Origin of the sequence: Diplocloster agilis, assembly GCF_019042275.1 — a bacterium.
GTDB lineage: Bacteria > Bacillota > Clostridia > Lachnospirales > Lachnospiraceae > Diplocloster > Diplocloster agilis.
This window is the reverse complement of the sequence record NZ_JAHQCW010000004.1, coordinates 124,602-140,929: the sequence shown is the minus strand read 5'-3', so window position 1 is coordinate 140,929 and position 16,328 is coordinate 124,602. Positions and strand designations below refer to the sequence as shown.

At 47.7% G+C, this 16,328-nt stretch carries 14 protein-coding genes; all 14 read left to right on the top strand.

The genetic code is table 11. The annotated features are described in order from the left end of the window. Window positions 1–276 precede the first annotated feature (276 nt). Complete coding sequence (locus KTH89_RS04070; RefSeq protein ID WP_158342333.1) at window positions 277–1,167, top strand: isocitrate lyase/PEP mutase family protein; 891 nt, start codon at window positions 277–279, stop codon at window positions 1,165–1,167. A 121-nt stretch (window positions 1,168–1,288) separates the two neighbouring features. Then, window positions 1,289–2,203, top strand: a complete 915-nt coding sequence (locus KTH89_RS04065) for a glycyl-radical enzyme activating protein (protein ID WP_158342332.1) — start codon at window positions 1,289–1,291, stop codon at window positions 2,201–2,203. A 15-nt stretch (window positions 2,204–2,218) separates the two neighbouring features. Beyond that, window positions 2,219–4,588, top strand: coding sequence for a glycyl radical protein (locus KTH89_RS04060; protein WP_158342331.1), 2,370 nt, complete (start codon window positions 2,219–2,221; stop codon window positions 4,586–4,588). 12 nt (window positions 4,589–4,600) lie between these two features. After that, window positions 4,601–5,107, top strand: a complete 507-nt coding sequence (locus tag KTH89_RS04055; RefSeq protein WP_158342330.1) for an RpiB/LacA/LacB family sugar-phosphate isomerase — start codon at window positions 4,601–4,603, stop codon at window positions 5,105–5,107. A gap of 13 nt (window positions 5,108–5,120) precedes the next feature. Continuing rightward, window positions 5,121–5,858 (top strand): M24 family metallopeptidase, encoded by a 738-nt coding sequence (locus KTH89_RS04050; protein WP_238720704.1) that lies wholly within the window; start codon window positions 5,121–5,123, stop codon window positions 5,856–5,858. 22 nt (window positions 5,859–5,880) lie between these two features. Beyond that, window positions 5,881–7,317: an aldehyde dehydrogenase family protein gene (locus KTH89_RS04045; RefSeq protein ID WP_158342328.1), complete on the top strand. Its 1,437-nt coding sequence runs from the start codon at window positions 5,881–5,883 to the stop codon at window positions 7,315–7,317. Window positions 7,318–7,373: 56 nt separating this feature from the next. Continuing rightward, window positions 7,374–8,444: a sugar ABC transporter substrate-binding protein gene (locus KTH89_RS04040; RefSeq protein ID WP_158342327.1), complete on the top strand. Its 1,071-nt coding sequence runs from the start codon at window positions 7,374–7,376 to the stop codon at window positions 8,442–8,444. Window positions 8,445–8,462: 18 nt separating this feature from the next. Further along, complete coding sequence (locus KTH89_RS04035; protein ID WP_158342326.1) at window positions 8,463–9,971, top strand: sugar ABC transporter ATP-binding protein; 1,509 nt, start codon at window positions 8,463–8,465, stop codon at window positions 9,969–9,971. Window positions 9,972–9,974: 3 nt separating this feature from the next. After that, a complete protein-coding gene (locus tag KTH89_RS04030) occupies window positions 9,975–10,973 on the top strand; it encodes an ABC transporter permease (protein WP_158342325.1) in 999 nt (332 codons plus the stop codon). After that, complete coding sequence (locus KTH89_RS04025; protein ID WP_158342324.1) at window positions 10,970–12,460, top strand: rhamnulokinase; 1,491 nt, start codon at window positions 10,970–10,972, stop codon at window positions 12,458–12,460. The genes KTH89_RS04030 and KTH89_RS04025 overlap by 4 nt, the downstream gene beginning before the upstream one ends. After that, a complete protein-coding gene (locus tag KTH89_RS04020) occupies window positions 12,450–13,742 on the top strand; it encodes a class II aldolase/adducin family protein (RefSeq protein WP_158342323.1) in 1,293 nt (430 codons plus the stop codon). Before KTH89_RS04025 ends, KTH89_RS04020 begins: the two co-directional genes overlap by 11 nt. A 1-nt stretch (window position 13,743) precedes the next feature. Continuing rightward, window positions 13,744–14,763: a dihydroxyacetone kinase subunit DhaK gene (locus KTH89_RS04015; RefSeq protein WP_238720702.1), complete on the top strand. Its 1,020-nt coding sequence runs from the start codon at window positions 13,744–13,746 to the stop codon at window positions 14,761–14,763. A 1-nt stretch (window position 14,764) separates the two neighbouring features. Further along, window positions 14,765–15,406 (top strand): dihydroxyacetone kinase subunit DhaL, encoded by a 642-nt coding sequence (gene dhaL / locus KTH89_RS04010; RefSeq protein ID WP_158342321.1) that lies wholly within the window; start codon window positions 14,765–14,767, stop codon window positions 15,404–15,406. A gap of 42 nt (window positions 15,407–15,448) precedes the next feature. Next, window positions 15,449–16,318, top strand: a complete 870-nt coding sequence (locus KTH89_RS04005) for an aldose 1-epimerase family protein (RefSeq protein WP_158342320.1) — start codon at window positions 15,449–15,451, stop codon at window positions 16,316–16,318. Window positions 16,319–16,328 lie beyond the last annotated feature (10 nt).

Here is a 16,328-nt window from a genome sequence, read left to right as displayed (position 1 = left end):
GCACTAAACAAAACAAAAAAATCTGCAAAATATAATAAACATAAAATGCAAAATAACAAAAAATAATCTTAAAAATCAGTATATGAAAAGAACAAACCAGATTATGTTTAGAAATATTTACAAAAAATCAAGCTAAAAAGTAGCTAATATGACGAATAAATCGTAATAAACAAGAAAATGAGAGATAATGATTGACATTAATCACTAATAATCATATAATAAACATGAAAGAAAAAATAACAAATGTTTAGTAAACAAAAAGGAGAGAGGTAGAAAATGAAAAAACGCATGACAACTGTTTTAAGAGAATTGATGGCTCAGGACAAAATTATTGTCCATCCCGGAATTCACGATGCGATTTCCGCACAGCTGGCTGAGAATGCAGGATTTCCGATGGTTGCATTGGGCGGCACGGCGCTTGGTCTCCAGCTTGGATTTGGTGAGCCCAGACTTTGCCTGGAAGATCTTTTGACTGTCTGCAGATATATCACTGCGGCGATTGACGTCCCGCTGAAAGTTGACGCCGGTCCTGGTTTCGGCGACACGGTACAAATACAGCGGACCATCCGTGAGCTTGAGAGAGCCGGGGTTGCTTCCTGTCATTTAGAAGACTGCGTGTTCCCGCACCGTGCAACCCACTGCATCGGCGTTGACCCGCTTATCGACCCGGATGAGATGTGTGAGAAAATCAAGGTAGCGGCAGCCGCAAGGAATGATAAAGATTTTGTTATCGTTGCCCGTACAAATTCCATGAAAGAATTTGGCTTTGAAGAGGGAGTAAGAAGGATAAATATGTATCTGGATGCAGGCGCAGACGCTGCATATGTATTCCCGAATAATATGGAAGAAGCAGAGAGAGCTCCTAAGCTGGTTAACGGACCCTGCTGTTTCAACAACTCCGAAGGCGGCACTATGCCGAACCTGACGGTTGAGCAGGCTCAGAACTTTGGCTATAAGTTCATTACCTATCCCGGCATGTCCATCACTTTGATGGGTATCGCGCTGAAGAAAGGCTTCGATTATCTTATGGCCAATGGCCAGACTGATTTTGATGTGAACGCGGGCGGCGATATTATTAATCTGATGCGTAAGTTCGGCGGCACACCCGAGATGTGTGACCTGGAGCTTGCGAAGGATGCGCGTGAGGCGGCCCGGAAAAACAAATAATCAGGAACGGTCATATGTAACGAACTAACACGAAAATATAGTATTCATACGCGGCTCAGGCAGACAATTCATAATTGCTGTTATGAGCCGTATGATAAATACGGAATTTTAGGTGAACAGTATGGAAGGAAGCATTACGGGGATCGTATTTGATTTGGAAAAGTTTGCCGTCGTAGACGGGCCCGGAGTCCGCACCGCAATTTTTCTGAAAGGCTGTCCGTTACAATGCATCTGGTGCCATAATCCGGAATCCCAGGAGCCAAAGCCGCAGTCGCTGTATTCTCCCAATCTGTGTATCCGCTGCGGCGCCTGTATCCGTGCCTGCGGCAGGGATGCACTCTCTATGGGGACGGAAGGGATCGTGAAGGATTCCGGCAGATGCAGACATGAATTGTTGTGCGCAGAAGCATGTCCGGCCGGCGCAATGAAACGGTCCGGTAAAACAATGACAGCCGAAGCCGTTTATAGGGAGGCTGCAAAGAATAAAAATTTCTATCGGAATTCCAACGGCGGAGTGACGGCCAGCGGCGGTGAACCACTGATGCAATGGAAATTCGTGAAGGAAATATTCAGATTATGCCGGACCGATGGCATCCATACTGCGCTTGATACCTGCGGTTTTGCAAAGACTTCGCATTTGCAGGAAGTGCTTGCCTACACAGATCTCGTAATGTATGACCTGAAAGCGATGGATTCATCTCTACATAAAAAATTCACCGGCGTACCCAATGAAAAAATACTGGAAAACCTGAAGGTGGTAGCGGAGTCAGGTGTTCCCTATTTGATCCGGATTCCTCTGATTCCACACTATAATGCGACCTTAGCAAATATCACCGCTACGGGTGAATTCCTGAGAGGGCTGCGCAAACCGGTCCATATAGAATTATTGCCATATCACAATATGGCAAAGGCCAAATACGACTGGATAAAAGGATTTTATGATCTGAATGATCTGGAATGTTTGACGGATGAAGAAATCTCTCAATTTGGAACATTATTAGAACATATGGGATTCCCGGTACAAATCGGCGGATAAAGGAGGCCATATAAAATGATTGATATGACAGTAAAAAAAAGGCCCAGAGTGCGGGAAATATATGACAGGCTGCTGGATACAATCCCGACCGTTGATATGGATCGCGCACGAATTGTAACAGATTATTACAAAACCCATGAAAGTGAGCCGGTCGTTATGAAAAGAGGCGGCTCCATGGCGGAAGTATTTAAAAAACTGCCTGCAGTCGTAAGGCCCAACGAATTGATCGTTGGTGCAGAGGGGCGGTTACAGGGGTCGGTTCAGGTTTACCCGGAATATAATACCTTTATTCTGAAGGACGAAATCAATGATCTATCAGAACGATTGAAATACAGTAAATACACGATGGATGAGACGGATAAGAAAGAGTTTCTGGAAGTAATCGAGCCTTACTGGAAAGGCCGTACCATGAATGAACACATTTTTTCGCTCATCCCTATAGAGTCCCAGAAAGCTGCAAATGAGCTGATGTTCACGTATTCCAGCGGAACAATGTTCAATGCGGCGCACACACAACCGAATTATTATGAGGTTATGAGAAGGGGAACGAAGGGGCTTGTACAGGATATTGACAAAAAAATAGACCTGCTGAATCTGGCGGATGCAGAAGACCAGAAAAAATATTTCTGGTATAAAGCGGCAAAAGCGGAGCTGGAAGCTCTGCCTGTCTGGGCCGGGAATTATGCGGATGAAGCAGAGCGCCAGGCAAAGGAGGAGACCGATCAGAAGAGAAAGAAGGAACTGATGGAGATCGCGAGAATCTGCCGAAAAGTACCCGCAGAACCGGCGGAAACTTTCCATGAGGCGCTGCAGGCAGTTTGGTTCTGCCATGTCGCGGTACGTCTGGAAACCTGCGGTATCTCCATTTCAATGGGACGTTTTGATATGGAGCTGGCGCCTTATCTGGAAAAGGACATTGCAGCCGGAAGGCTGACGTGGGATCAGGCGGAAGAGCTGATGGAGTGCATGTGGTTAAAATTCAATGAAAGTAATATCATGCTTCCGGATGCGAAAGAACCGTTCATGTCCCGCCAGGCTTTGACCATCGGAGGGGTAGATGACGAGGGCAGGGATGTAACCAGCGATATGAGTTATCTGATTATAAAGACCCATGAATCCATTCACCTCCACCAGCCTTCCATCTGTATGCGGGTTCACGCAAAGACACCTTACGAACTCCTGAAGGAAGCTTTGAGGGTGAACCGGATGGGCGGCGGCATTCCTTCCTTCTTTAATGATAAGATCCATATCCCGGCATTGATGAACCGGGGGGCAAGCCTTAAGGATGCGCGGAATTATGGAATAGTAGGCTGCGTGGAGCCGGCTCCGGCCTATAGATCCTGGGCGAGCTGCTCTGCCGGAAAATTCAATCTTCCAAAATGCTTTATGCTGTCTCTCCACGACGGCGCAGACACCAAAACGGGCAGACAGATTGGTATAAAGGTTGGAAAAGCAGAGGACTTCCATTCGTTTGAAGAGGTGAAAAAGGCATATGCCGACACCGTGGCTCATTTTGCAAAACTGGAGATTACTGCAGAAAATGCCATTGAAATTGGGCAGGCCGATTGCTGTCCGGTACCTCTCATGTCTTCTCTTCACACAGGATGTATCGACAGCGGAACAGATGTGACGGCCGGAGGGGCAAAATATAACTGGGCGGCGCCTCAGACCACAGGGCAGGCTTCTGTGGGTGACGGGCTGGAAGCCATAAAGATAGCGGTATTCGATGAGAAAAAAATATCCATGGGGGAGCTGTTGGAGATTGTTGATTCGAATTATGCCGGGCACGAGGAATTCAGACAATATTTGCTGAACCTGCCGAAATACGGTAATGACATCGATGAGCCTGATTATCTGGTGCGCTTTGCGCTCAAAGCATTTACAGACCAGATGGGCCGCTATCGGAATGCGCGTGGGGGAATCTTCCATGCCGGCTCTTTTCCGGGCCCCAGTCATGTTACTTTTGGCAATGCTCTCGGAGCGACGCCGGACGGGCGCAGAGCGGGGGAGGCCTTCCCGGCGGGGCTGTCGCCGGTCAGCAACCGCAATACCGCGGCATTCACTTCTATCGTAAATTCCGCCAGCAAGCTGGACTATTACGGCGCCAGCAACGGAACGGTGATTACCGCATGGTTAAGCGATAATATGCTGAGTACGGATAGGGGTATCGATAATGTGGCTGCTGTGATCAAAACCTATTTTGAACGGGATGGTCAGGAGATACAGTTTAATGTGGTTTCAGCAGAAGAATTGAAGGAAGCCCAGGAGAATCCGGAAAAACATCGCGCTCTGGTGATTCGTGTTACAGGTTGGAGTTCATTTTTTGTTGGCCTGGATAAGAGCCTGCAGGATGAGCTGATAGAAAGAGAATTATTAAGAAAATAAAGGAGAATAAGTATGAAGAAACATTTTGAAAACAAAAAATTTGTCATGGCATCTGAACTCTCGGGGTATGGACTAAAGGAGATACTGAAAAAGTATTATAGCGGGAAGGGGTATGAGATTATCGATGTCGGAACTACCGACCCGGAAAACCCGGTAAGCTATTATGACGCGGGGGCGAAAGCGGCGGAAGCGGTTCGCGATGGGGCGGCGGAATTTGGAATCGTAATCTGCGGGACCGGTATGGGCGTATGTATGGCGGCAAACAGAATTCCCGGCATATACTGCTCGATTTGTGAATCGATCCACACGGCGAAGCTTGCCAGACAGATTAATAATGCCAATGTACTGGCACTGGGCGCTAATATAGTTGCGCCGGAACTGGCGAAGGCTATGGCGGATACGTTTATTGAGACGGATTTTCTGGAAGGTTTCCCCGCCAGTGAGCATGACGGCCTGGTGGAAGCAATCGAGCGTCTTGGGGAGATCGAAAGAACTGCATATACCAAATATTATGCATAATCGGAGAGGAAGAATGTTGTTGAGGGAAGTCTACAGACAAGTGACAGCGGACAAACTGGGACAGGAAACGGCGGATGCCATTCTGGAAGGCCTTGCTTATTGCGGCAAAGCATTTGAAGCGATTCGGGAAAACGCGCGTGTCGGTATGAGTGAAATAGAACTGAAAGAGTATATTGATAAAGCGATGACGATGCCTGAAGGCAGGGTGATAGATTATTCCTATGTATTTTCTTCAGGACCGAGAACCGCATTGCCCGATATCCTTCATGAATCTGAGAATAAACTGGAATACGGCCAACCGGTATTCCTGGATATATGGTTCCGATATAACGGACATTGGGTAGATGTTTGCCGGACCTTTTTCATGGGTACTGTAAGCGATACGGCCCGCAGAATGTACGATGCGACCCTGAATGTGATCAGTGAATTGGAAAAAGCGCTGAAACCCGGCATCACCGGAGCCGAACTGTTCGCGTTAGCGGATCAGACATACAGCAGCAGCGGATATGAGGGTTATCTTTGGGGCCATGTGGGCCATCGGATACATACGGACGCTGCGTGTATCGTTCCTGATTTTCGCAAGGATGGAAAGGAAACGGTAGAAGACGGCATGGTACTGGCGCTTGAACCGGGCATTCAGGAAAAGGGAGTGCTGGGGGTTCGGGTAGAAGATAATTATCTGATGACAGAAAAGGGTCTGCTTAATCTGTTCGATTATCCGAAAGATTTAGAATACTTTATCATCAAGTAAACGATTGGAGTGTGGTGCGGATATGTTTAAACAGTATATTAACGGGGAATTGGTTGAAGGACAGGGAAAAGAAATGAAGATCGTATCTCCGGCGACAGATGAAGTGATCGCGGTGATGAATGCAGCTTCCGTGGAACAGACGGAAGAGGCGCTTACGACATCGGCAGAAGCATTTAAAATCTGGTCCGGGATGAGCATCAATGAAAGAAACAGCTGGATCGCAAAGCTGACGGCGGCGTTTGAGGAGGAACATGACAAACTGACGGAGCTGCTCGCAACGGAAGTCGGTCTGACATGGACAGAAGCATATAATGAGGTGGGGTATCTTATTAAAGTAGTTAACTTCTTCGCGGAGGAGGCAAAACGCAAATATGGTCTCGTGCTGCCTGATTACAATGTAAAGCACGGTGATTGTTATCATGTGATCGATCATACCCCTGTGGGGGTGACGGTTGGACATATTCCCTGGAATCATCCGATTTCATTGGGGGGCGCCAAGATCGGACCGGCACTGGCTTCCGGCTGTACGCTGATATTGAAGCCCTCGAGCGCAACTCCGCTGGCGACGTTATATATCGGTGAAATCTGCCACAGGATCGGATTTCCCAAGGGCGTGCTGAATATTGTCGCCGGCCCTGCGGGCACGGTCGGAAAGACCTTAAATGAATCCAGGATTCCGCGGCTGATCGGACTGATTGGCTCCAGCAAGACAGGGTTTGAGGTTTCTGCTCAGAGTTCTACTTCTATCAAACATTTGTCCTTTGAACTGGGGGGCAATGCGCCCTGCATCATTATGCCGGATGCGGATCTGGAATCTGCTCTGAATTACATTGTGACGAGAAAAACCGCTGCATGCGGTCAGGGCTGTTCCAACATCAACAGAATCTTTGTACATGAGGATATTCATGACAAAGTAGTGGCAATGCTGAAGGAGCGGGTGGAAAAGGTTAAAGTCGGTTGGAATTTGGAGAAGGATTCGAACCAGATGGGACCCCTTGTAAGATCAGAACACAGGGAGTTTCTGCTGGGGGTATTCGACGATGCCAGGCAGAAAGGCGCCCGGATCGTCTGCGGAGGCGGTATTCCGGCGGATATGCCCCGGGGAAACTTTATCGAAGCAACTATTATTGACCACTGTACGGATGATATGCGTGTATTTTCTGAGGAAATGTTCGGACCGGTATTTACGATATTTACATTTAAGGATGTAGACGAAGTGATCCGGCGTTCTAACAAAACTACCTACGGATTGGCCGCTTATCTTTACTGCCATGATTCCAGGGTGATCGGCAAATGTTCAGACGAACTGGAATTTGGCATGATCTATGTCAATAATCCGACTTTCGGCGATGTGAATCTGCCGCATGTAGGAATCAAAGACAGCGGCTTGAGCTGCGATCAGTCAAAATGGTCATTGGATGAGTATTACTATTTTAAAAGAATATCAATTCGGCCTTAAGGGACCGGGGGCGATGGAAATCATGTAAATGACAAATTTCTTAGGGGGAAAAAACTATGGAAAAAGCAAAAACTTTAAAAAAAGCATTGTCATGGATGATCGTTGGAACTATGTTATTTGGTCTGGCCGGCTGCGGCAAAGCTGCATCTGAAAACGCAAACCAAACAGAAAAAAATCAGGAGCCGGCAGCGACTGCAGAGAACTCAGCCGGTACAGACGCCAAGGCTCTTCGCATCGCGTACTCCATGGACTCTCTTACGGAGGGGATGGTAGCGCAGATGGAAGGGGTAGACGAGGCAATCGCTGCGTTTAATAACAGCCAGAGCGGATATACGGCGTCCATCGATTACTTCAACGCGGCTTCTGATGTGGAGAAACAAATCAGCGATGTTGAGACGATCATTCAAAACGGTTACGACATTCTGATGTTCTCAAGCGTAGACACCAGCGGATCTCTTCCGGCTATGAAGGCGGCCTATGATGCGGGGCTGACGGTTGTCGACACCCGTAAAATGGACCAACTGGACAGCTGCAGTATTTCTCTTGATTTTTGTAATGAACCCCTTCAGGGAGAGTTTATGAGAAACTGGATGCAGGCTCTTCTGGATGACGGGAAAGCAGAAGCGCTGCATGTAGGGATTGTGTATGGCGCTGCGGCCCAGACTTATCAGCTGGAGCGGGGGGATTTTGTAAAACGCTGGGCAGAGGAAGATCCGGAACATATTATCGTTGAAGCGGATGCATACGGCGATTGGGATGCTGAAAAATCCCAGTCTATCATGGAAGACTGGATTCAGGCCCATCCGGAAATCAATATCGTAGTGACCGGCAATACGGCCGAAGCCCTTGGCGTAGCAAATGCGCTGATAGGTGCGCAGAAGAAAGAAACTACGTGGGTAGTATCTTTTGATATTACCAATGAAGCTCTGATCCGTATTCAAGACGGTACCCTGGATTGCGCCGTTGGATTCAGCCCGAAGGACAATGGCAGGTCTATGACGGAGATGGGACTTAAGGTATTCATGGGTGAGTATGAAGGTGAGAAGGAATACAAGGATGATCATGTACAGTATGTTGATGCGACAAACATTGAAGCATATCTGGCAGAGAACCCCATCGAAAAGTAGCCAAAGCAGGTAAAAAATATGGATAATGAGTTATTACTTAAAATGACGGATATTCAAAAGTCCTTCAATCATGTTCGGGCCGTGCGAAACGGCCAGCTCGAAATATATAAGGGTGAGATACACGGGCTGATTGGAGAGAACGGTGCAGGAAAATCTACCTTGATGAAGATTTTACTCGGTGTCCATCAGAAAGATTCCGGCACGATTCTTTTCCGGGGAAAAGAAATAGCGTATAAAAGTCCGGAAGAGGCTCTGAATAACGGAATTACCATGATCCACCAGGAGATCAATCTGGTCCCGCAGATGAGCGTTATGGAAAATATCTGGCTGGGGCAGGAATACTTATTTAAGAGGGCAGGGATTTTAAACCGGGGTAAAATGCGAAAGCGTACGGCAGAGCTTATGAATCGTCTGGGAATAGAAATTAATCCTGATTCCGTAGTATCCTCTCTTAGCATTGCCCAGATGCAGCTGATCGAGCTGGTTCGGGCGCTTTCCAGAGATGCGACATTGATTATTATGGATGAACCCACATCCTCTCTGGCCCAAAAAGAGATTGCCCTTCTGGTAAAAATTGTCAGGATGCTGTCCGCAGAAGGGGTTTCTATCATTTTTATATCGCATAAATTAGATGAGATTTTAAACGTCTGTGATTCTGTCACTACCATGAAAAATGGTGAGTTCATGGGCAGAAACGCCACCTGCGATATCAATGAGCAGACCTTGCTGAAGTTAATTGTCGGCCGCGAGAATGTCAGCGGTTTTCATAGGGAAGGAATACACGCAACCGATCAGGTCGTTTTGGAAGTGAGGGATTTTTGCAGCGCCGGTGTTTTTGAAGACGTGAATTTCTGCGTACACGCCGGGGAAATCCTGGGGGTGGCAGGCCTGGTCGGCGCCGGCCGGACGGAAATTATGAGAGCTGTCTTTGGGGCGGATAAACACGATTCCGGTGAAATACTTCTGGAAGGGCAGGAACTGAAGATCAGAAATCCCATGGACGCCATCCAAAAAGGGATCTGCATGCTGCAGGAAGACCGGCTTCGCCTGGGAACGGTATACTCTATGAGTGTCTTACAGAATGCCTCCCTTGCGACCCTGGATCAGTTTTGCTCGGCAACGGTTGTGAATAAGAAGAAAGAACGTTCCGCTTTCCATGAAATTATGGAGGATATTCTGCTGAAGTTTCATTCTGAAAATGAATCCATTAAGAATTTAAGCGGAGGCAATCAGCAGAAGGTTCTATTGGGAAGATGGCTGATGGCGCATCCCAAAGTATTGATTCTGGATGAGCCGACCAGAGGTATTGATATAGGGGCAAAATATGAGATTTATCGTCTGATTGAAAAACTGGCGGAACGCGGCATTGCGATCATCATGATTTCCTCAGAGCTTCCCGAGGTATTGTCGCTGAGCGACCGGGTCATGGTTGTCAGAAACGGGAGAATCGCTGCGAAACTGAATCGGGGAGAAGTTATGCAGGAAACAGTCATGGCTCATGCTTTTGGGATTAATAAGGAGGAGTAAGCGATGGCATCACATACGAATAAAAAATTACAGCCAGAGGCAGCAAAACATCTGAGGGAAATCCTGGTCAATAATAAGGTATTTGCGGTAGCATTGCTTTTGATCGTCATTATGTCCTTTCTGTCGGAACGGTTTTTGACAACTACGAATGTGTTTAATATTCTCCGGCAGATCTGTATAACAGGGATTGTTGCATCGGGATTTTCACTCATTATTGCAGCGGGGGAGATCGATCTTTCCGTCGGATCAATCGTGGCATTTGTCGGAATCGTTACGTCTTATCTGATGGTAACCGTGAAGATGCCTATGGTTATCGCCATACTGGCGGGGCTGTTGGTGGGCATGCTCTGCGGTATGCTGAACGCGGTGATTATATCGGCATTGGATCTGCCGCCGTTTATTGTGACATTGGCAACTCAATCTCTGTTCCGGGGCGTTGTGTACATTTGGACCAATATGGTTTCTATTATTGGGCTTCCGCAGGAATTCGTCAATATCGGCCAGGGGTATTTGGGAGTTATTCCCATCCCGGTTATTATCATGGTGGCAACATTCCTGATTGTCTGGTTCGCAACCGTAAAAACATCGTTTGGCAGACACGTAATCGCTATGGGAGGCAATAAGGAAGCGGCCTATCTGTGCGGAGTAAGGATATCGCGCGTTCGCCTTGGAATATATGGAATGGTAGGCTTATGCTGCGCGGTTGCTGCGATCGTCCTTACCGGGCGTACCGCATCCGCTCAGGTAAGCGCCGGTAATGGGATGGAAATGGATTGTATCACAGCCGTAGTTATAGGGGGCACCCCATTCACCGGAGGCAAGGTAAATATTGTCGGGACATTCATCGGCGCATTTATTGTGGGAATTATCAATAACGGTCTGAACCTGCTTGCGGTGGACTCCAATTTCCAGATCATTGCCAAAGGGCTGATGATTCTGATCGCGCTGATCATAGACCGGCTGTCAACCAACTTTCTGAACAAAAAGCGGAGAAAAGAATGAGTGCAGTTTTAACATTCGACATGGGCGCCACAAATTGCAAGGCTGTGATGGCGCGTTTCGATGGCGCCCATATGACATTACATGACGTTTACAGATTTCCGAACAGACCAATCTGGGCAGGCGGCCGCTATTTCTGGGATTTTGATGCGCTGCTGCGGGGCGTAAAGTATGCTCTGACCCGTGCTTATGAGGCGGACAATAGACTGGTAAGCTATGCGTTTGATACCTGGGGATGCTGTTTCGGCTTCCTGGATCAGAACGGCCGTTTGCTGGACCGCCCGGCGCATTATATGGATCCCTTTTTTAAAGGCAGCTTGAAACTCGTAAGCCGGTATGTTAAGCCATATCAATTGTTTCAATTAAATGGAAGCGAACACACGGACAATGCGACGGTAAGCCAGCTGGCTGCGTATAAGGAGCTAATGCCGGAGCTGTTCGGACAGGCGGCGGCCATTCTTCCCACACCGAATCTGTTCCAGTATTTTCTGACCGGTGAAAAAGCATTGGATGAAACACTGGCGGCAATCGGCGGTCTGATGGATCAGGACACCCGAAGATTAAATGAACAAGTTCTCGGACTGCTGGGATTTAAAAAGGAACTGTTCCCTGCTCTGGGAAGGAGCGGGACGGTGCTTGGAAATATCTCGAACGCAGTTGCGAAGGAGCTGGGAATACCGCGATTGCAGGCGGATATGGCTGCCGGACACGATACGGCGGGGGCGGCTTTTGCAATTCTTGGGAAAGACACGGAAGCTGCCTACTTAAGCTGCGGCACATGGTCTTTGATGGGTATCCATACTCCGAACGTGAATGTGTCTGAATACGCATTTGTAAATGCATATTGTAACGAGCTGGATATTGGCGGCGGTAACAGGATTAACAGAGGCGTCTGCGGACTGTTTGTATACCAGCAGTGTCTGAATGAATGGAAGGATGCGGGAGAAGCCTTAGATTATGACGCTTTGAACCGGATGGTTCAGGAAAGCAGACCGTTTATGGCGTATCTTGATCTGGAAGACGGATATTTTTTTGGAGCCGGGAACATGGAACGCAGAATTCTGGATTATCTGCAGAAAACAGGGCAGCCATTGCCGGACAGCCATGGCCAGATGATGCGTATCGTATTGGAGAGCCTGGCAATGAAACACAGGGAACTATTCCTTGGTTTGGAAAAGCTGAAAGGAACATCTATTGAAACTGTGCGTGCGGCCGGCGGCGGAACGAAGAATCATTTTCTCATGCAGGCGACAGCCAATGCTATAGGAAAGCCGGTGCTGCTGTGCAGTTCGGACTGCTCTGCGATTGGAAATGCAGCCGCGCAGCTGGTGGCGAACGAAGAGCTGCACGGCTGGGATGATGCAAGGAACCTGATCGAGGATTCTTTCCCGGCAGAGGTCCTATTACCTGATGATACAGCAATTTGGCAGGAGGAGTATCAGCGTTATCTGCAGGTGGTAAACGCTGAAAAAAGAATATATGAAGAATAGACAGCAAGCAGAAATAGTCGCATCTTATATGCGAAGAACATATGCCCAGGGAATGACAACCAGCAGTGGAGGAAACATCACTTTGCGTGATGAGGATGGAGACCAATGGGTAACTCCCTCGGCAATTGACAAGGCAACGGTCAGTCAGGATCTGATCCTGAAAGTAGATGCGCAAGGAAAGATAGAGGGGAAAAAGCCAATTTCCTCAGAATATCCGTTCCATCGCCGCGTACTGGAAACAAGACCGGATCTGAACGCAGTATATCATGCGCATCCAAAGGCAATTGTGGGGTTTAGCTTTGCCCAGATAGCGCCCGATATGAAGGTTATTCCAAAGTACAGCGATTATGTAGGCAGAATCAACGTGGCGGAATATGCCTGTCCTGGTACGGAGGATCTGGCCGGCAATATCGCAAAAGAATTCGCAGACGGCTGTGATGCTGCGATTCTGTCAAACCATGGTATTGTTACCGGGGCCGGATCTGTGGAGGAAGCATTTGTTAAGACAGAGCTGATCGAGAGAACTGCCCGTATGGAAATTCTGGCTAAAAGCAATGGGCTGGAATGGATATATCCGGATCATCCCGATGCCTACAAAAATGCAGCTCAACAGGTTCATTTGATGGAAGAATATGAACCGGAGAAGCCTTCGGAAAAAGAGCTGGAAGCGAGAACATTGATCTGTAAATGGGCAAACAGGGCGTATAAAAAGAATCTTTGCGGCACGCTGGATGGTTCCTTTGCAATGCGCGTGACAAAGAACAGTTTTGTGATTACCCCCGCGAATGTGGACCGTATGAATATGCAGCCAGATGACTGTGTCTTGATACGGGCAGGAAAAAGGGAAAAAGGGAAGACCCCGGACGATTCGGCCATCCTTTTCCAGACGATTTTCGATACGCATGCCGACTTGAATTATGCACTTATGGCATCCCCGGTCAGCATTATGGTTTTTGCAATTACCGACCGGGACTTCCCGGTAAAAGTAATACCGGAAAGTTACCAGATGCTGAGAGAATTACCAAAGATGGAATTTGGCACATGGCAGAACGATCCCCGGAAAGTTGCCGGTCAGGTGAGAGAGAACAGACCGGTTGTACTGTTTCGAAATGACTGTCTGCTGAGTGTCGGGCGCAGTGAATTTAAGAGCTTTGACCGGTTGGAAGTGGCTGATTACACAGCCCAGTCTATTTTCGATTCTGAGATGATAGGAGCGCTTGTACCGTTGTCTAAACAGGCAATTAAGGATATCGAGGATAAATTTTTTAAAGGAGAAGTGTGATATGCAGAGAATTCTGAACGATCCTGATCGTGTCGTGGATGAAATGCTGAATGGTTTTGTTGCATGTCATTCCGATATTATAAAAAGGGTCATAACAAGTGAAGAGAATGTCCGCGGAATCATAGCGGCAGTGGATGCTCCAAGAAAGGGAAAAGTAGGTGTTGTGACCGGAGGCGGATCGGGCCATAAGCCCGCATTCATCGGATATGTTGGAAAGAATCTGTGTGACGCGGCTGCGGTTGGCGAAATCTGTTCTTCGCCTACTGCGCTCGCTTTTCTCGAAGCGTTCCGTGCGGCAGACGGCGGCGGGGGAGTAGCGTGTCTGTATGGAAACTATTCCGGCGACAATATGAATGTCAAAATGGCGGTTAAAATGGCTAAGAGAGAAGGCATTGCCGTAAAAACCGTTGTCGCCAATGACGACGTAGCAAGCGCTCCCGCAGACCAAAGAGAAAAACGCCGCGGAGTCGCCGGTGAAATCCTTATGTGGAAGTGCGGGGGCGCAAAAGCTGCGCAGGGATATGGTTTGGATGAGGTGGTTGCCGCCGCCCAAAAAGCGATCGACCATACAAGAAGTGTGGGCGTGGGACTGACCCCATGTACACTTCCGGCAGTGGGCCATCCGAATTTTCAGATTGCGGACGGCACGATGGAGCTTGGGATCGGACATCACGGGGAACCGGGCATTGAAGTGTGTAAACTGGGTACCGCAAAAGAAATTGCAGAGCGTATGGTCGATATTGTACTGCCGGATTATCCTTTTACGGCGGGGGATGACGTGGTTGTACTGGTCTCAGGCCTTGGAGCAACACCGCTAATGGAACAGTACATATTCTACGATGAAGTTCGTAAACTCTTAGGTGAGAAACAAATCCATATCCATAGGAGTTATGTGGGCAATTATTTTACATCGCTTGACATGATGGGGATCACTTTGACGGTAATGAAACTGGACGAGGAACTTCGTGAGCTGGTTGATATGGATTGTTATTCGATGGGCTTAAAACAGGTTGGTGAATAATATGAGTACATTTAAGAATGCAGATGGAAGAGGAATCCTGCTTGAAATGATACGGGCGATCCAGACGAATAAAGAATACCTGGGCGAGATTGACGGATTGATCGGTGACGGAGATCATGGAATGAACATGAATAAAGGTTTTACCCTGTATGAAGAATATCTGGGTACGGGGAATACCAGTTTTACGGATGGCTTGGATCAGCTGGGAATGGTGCTTTTTAATAAAATAGGCGGTTCCATGGGTCCGATTTACGGAACCATCCTGACAAGTATGGCGGAAATTGGGGAAGATGCGGAGAATATCGATCTGCCGCTTTTCACAGAGATGTTAAAGAAAGGCTTGGAAGGACTCTACGAAATTGTGGAAGCCAGACCCGGGGATAAAACTTTGGTAGATACCCTGTACCCTGCAATTCAAGCGCTTGATAAAGCGCGGGAGATGGGAAAATCATTCCGGGACGCTTTGGCCGATATGAAGGAAGCAGCGCGGGCGGGAAGGGACAGTACGAAAGATATGGCCGCCAAATATGGCCGCTCGTCGAGGCTTGGAGAACGGTCCAGAGGGGTTCTGGACGCAGGAGCGGCTTCCTGCTTTATCATTTTGAACGCTATGGCGGATGGAATCATACAGGTACTTCAATAGGAATTAGGTACTTCAATAGGAATTGCGAAAGAGGGGGTAAAAATGATTTGTGAAACAATCAGTAACGGATATATCACTTTAAGCGCTACGCAGCAGGGGGCGGAAGTGATTAGTATTGAACAGGATGGAAGAGAGTATTTGTGGCAGAAAACCGCTCCACAGTGGCAGGAACAGGCGCCTATTCTGTTCCCTATCGTAGGCGGGCTTGAAGATGGATTTTATGAGTACGATGGAAAACGCTATGATATGAATACGCACGGTTTTGCCAGGGACATGAAATTTGAAATAGAGGAAAAGACATATACCAGACTCAGCTATGTTCTGAAATATAATGAGGAGACGCTGAAAGTATATCCGTTTCGGTTCGAATTTTACGTGATTTATGAACTGGTTGGCCACACGCTGAAAGTCACCTTTGTGATAAAGAATAAGGGAGAAAACAGACTTGCCGCCGCCGTGGGACATCATCCGGGTTACCGGTGCCCTTTCCTTAACGGAGAAAAGATGGAAGACTATTATCTTGAATTTGAATGCAGCGAGACAATTTCCCGTGTGCTTCGGAAGAACGGATTTGGCATCCGAAAACTACAGGACTACATAATCGATACAAATATTCTGCCGCTCAGTCATGACATGTTCAAAGAAGCAGTCATTTTGAAAGCAAACGGTAAATCCAACTGGGTGAAATTAAAGAGCGATCATAATAATTATGAAATTAAAGTTGACTTTTCGGAATATCCGTACTTGTGTCTGTGGTCCAGCGCTGAGCCGGCGCCTTTTATCTGCATCGAACCCTGGAATGGACTGCCTTCTAATGTAAATGAAGACAAGGACATCATGAAAAAGGAACATATGGTTTATGTGGAGCCGGGAGATCGTTATACGATTTCATACTCGGTTGATTTTAGATAGATCCGGGCCA

What these genes read in the sequence shown, in the direction of transcription:
- KTH89_RS04045 (WP_158342328.1), top strand. Translation starts at nt 5,881, where the DNA reads ATGTTTAAACAGTATATTAACGGGGAATTGGTTGAAGGACAGGGAAAA.
- KTH89_RS04035 (WP_158342326.1), top strand. Translation starts at nt 8,463, where the DNA reads ATGGATAATGAGTTATTACTTAAAATGACGGATATTCAAAAGTCCTTC.
- KTH89_RS04040 (WP_158342327.1), top strand. Translation starts at nt 7,374, where the DNA reads ATGGAAAAAGCAAAAACTTTAAAAAAAGCATTGTCATGGATGATCGTT.
- KTH89_RS04030 (WP_158342325.1), top strand. Translation starts at nt 9,975, where the DNA reads ATGGCATCACATACGAATAAAAAATTACAGCCAGAGGCAGCAAAACAT.
- KTH89_RS04020 (WP_158342323.1), top strand. Translation starts at nt 12,450, where the DNA reads ATGAAGAATAGACAGCAAGCAGAAATAGTCGCATCTTATATGCGAAGA.
- KTH89_RS04005 (WP_158342320.1), top strand. Translation starts at nt 15,449, where the DNA reads ATGATTTGTGAAACAATCAGTAACGGATATATCACTTTAAGCGCTACG.
- KTH89_RS04050 (WP_238720704.1), top strand. Translation starts at nt 5,121, where the DNA reads ATGTTGTTGAGGGAAGTCTACAGACAAGTGACAGCGGACAAACTGGGA.
- KTH89_RS04060 (WP_158342331.1), top strand. Translation starts at nt 2,219, where the DNA reads ATGATTGATATGACAGTAAAAAAAAGGCCCAGAGTGCGGGAAATATAT.
- KTH89_RS04055 (WP_158342330.1), top strand. Translation starts at nt 4,601, where the DNA reads ATGAAGAAACATTTTGAAAACAAAAAATTTGTCATGGCATCTGAACTC.
- dhaL (WP_158342321.1), top strand. Translation starts at nt 14,765, where the DNA reads ATGAGTACATTTAAGAATGCAGATGGAAGAGGAATCCTGCTTGAAATG.
- KTH89_RS04015 (WP_238720702.1), top strand. Translation starts at nt 13,744, where the DNA reads ATGCAGAGAATTCTGAACGATCCTGATCGTGTCGTGGATGAAATGCTG.
- KTH89_RS04065 (WP_158342332.1), top strand. Translation starts at nt 1,289, where the DNA reads ATGGAAGGAAGCATTACGGGGATCGTATTTGATTTGGAAAAGTTTGCC.
- KTH89_RS04070 (WP_158342333.1), top strand. Translation starts at nt 277, where the DNA reads ATGAAAAAACGCATGACAACTGTTTTAAGAGAATTGATGGCTCAGGAC.
- KTH89_RS04025 (WP_158342324.1), top strand. Translation starts at nt 10,970, where the DNA reads ATGAGTGCAGTTTTAACATTCGACATGGGCGCCACAAATTGCAAGGCT.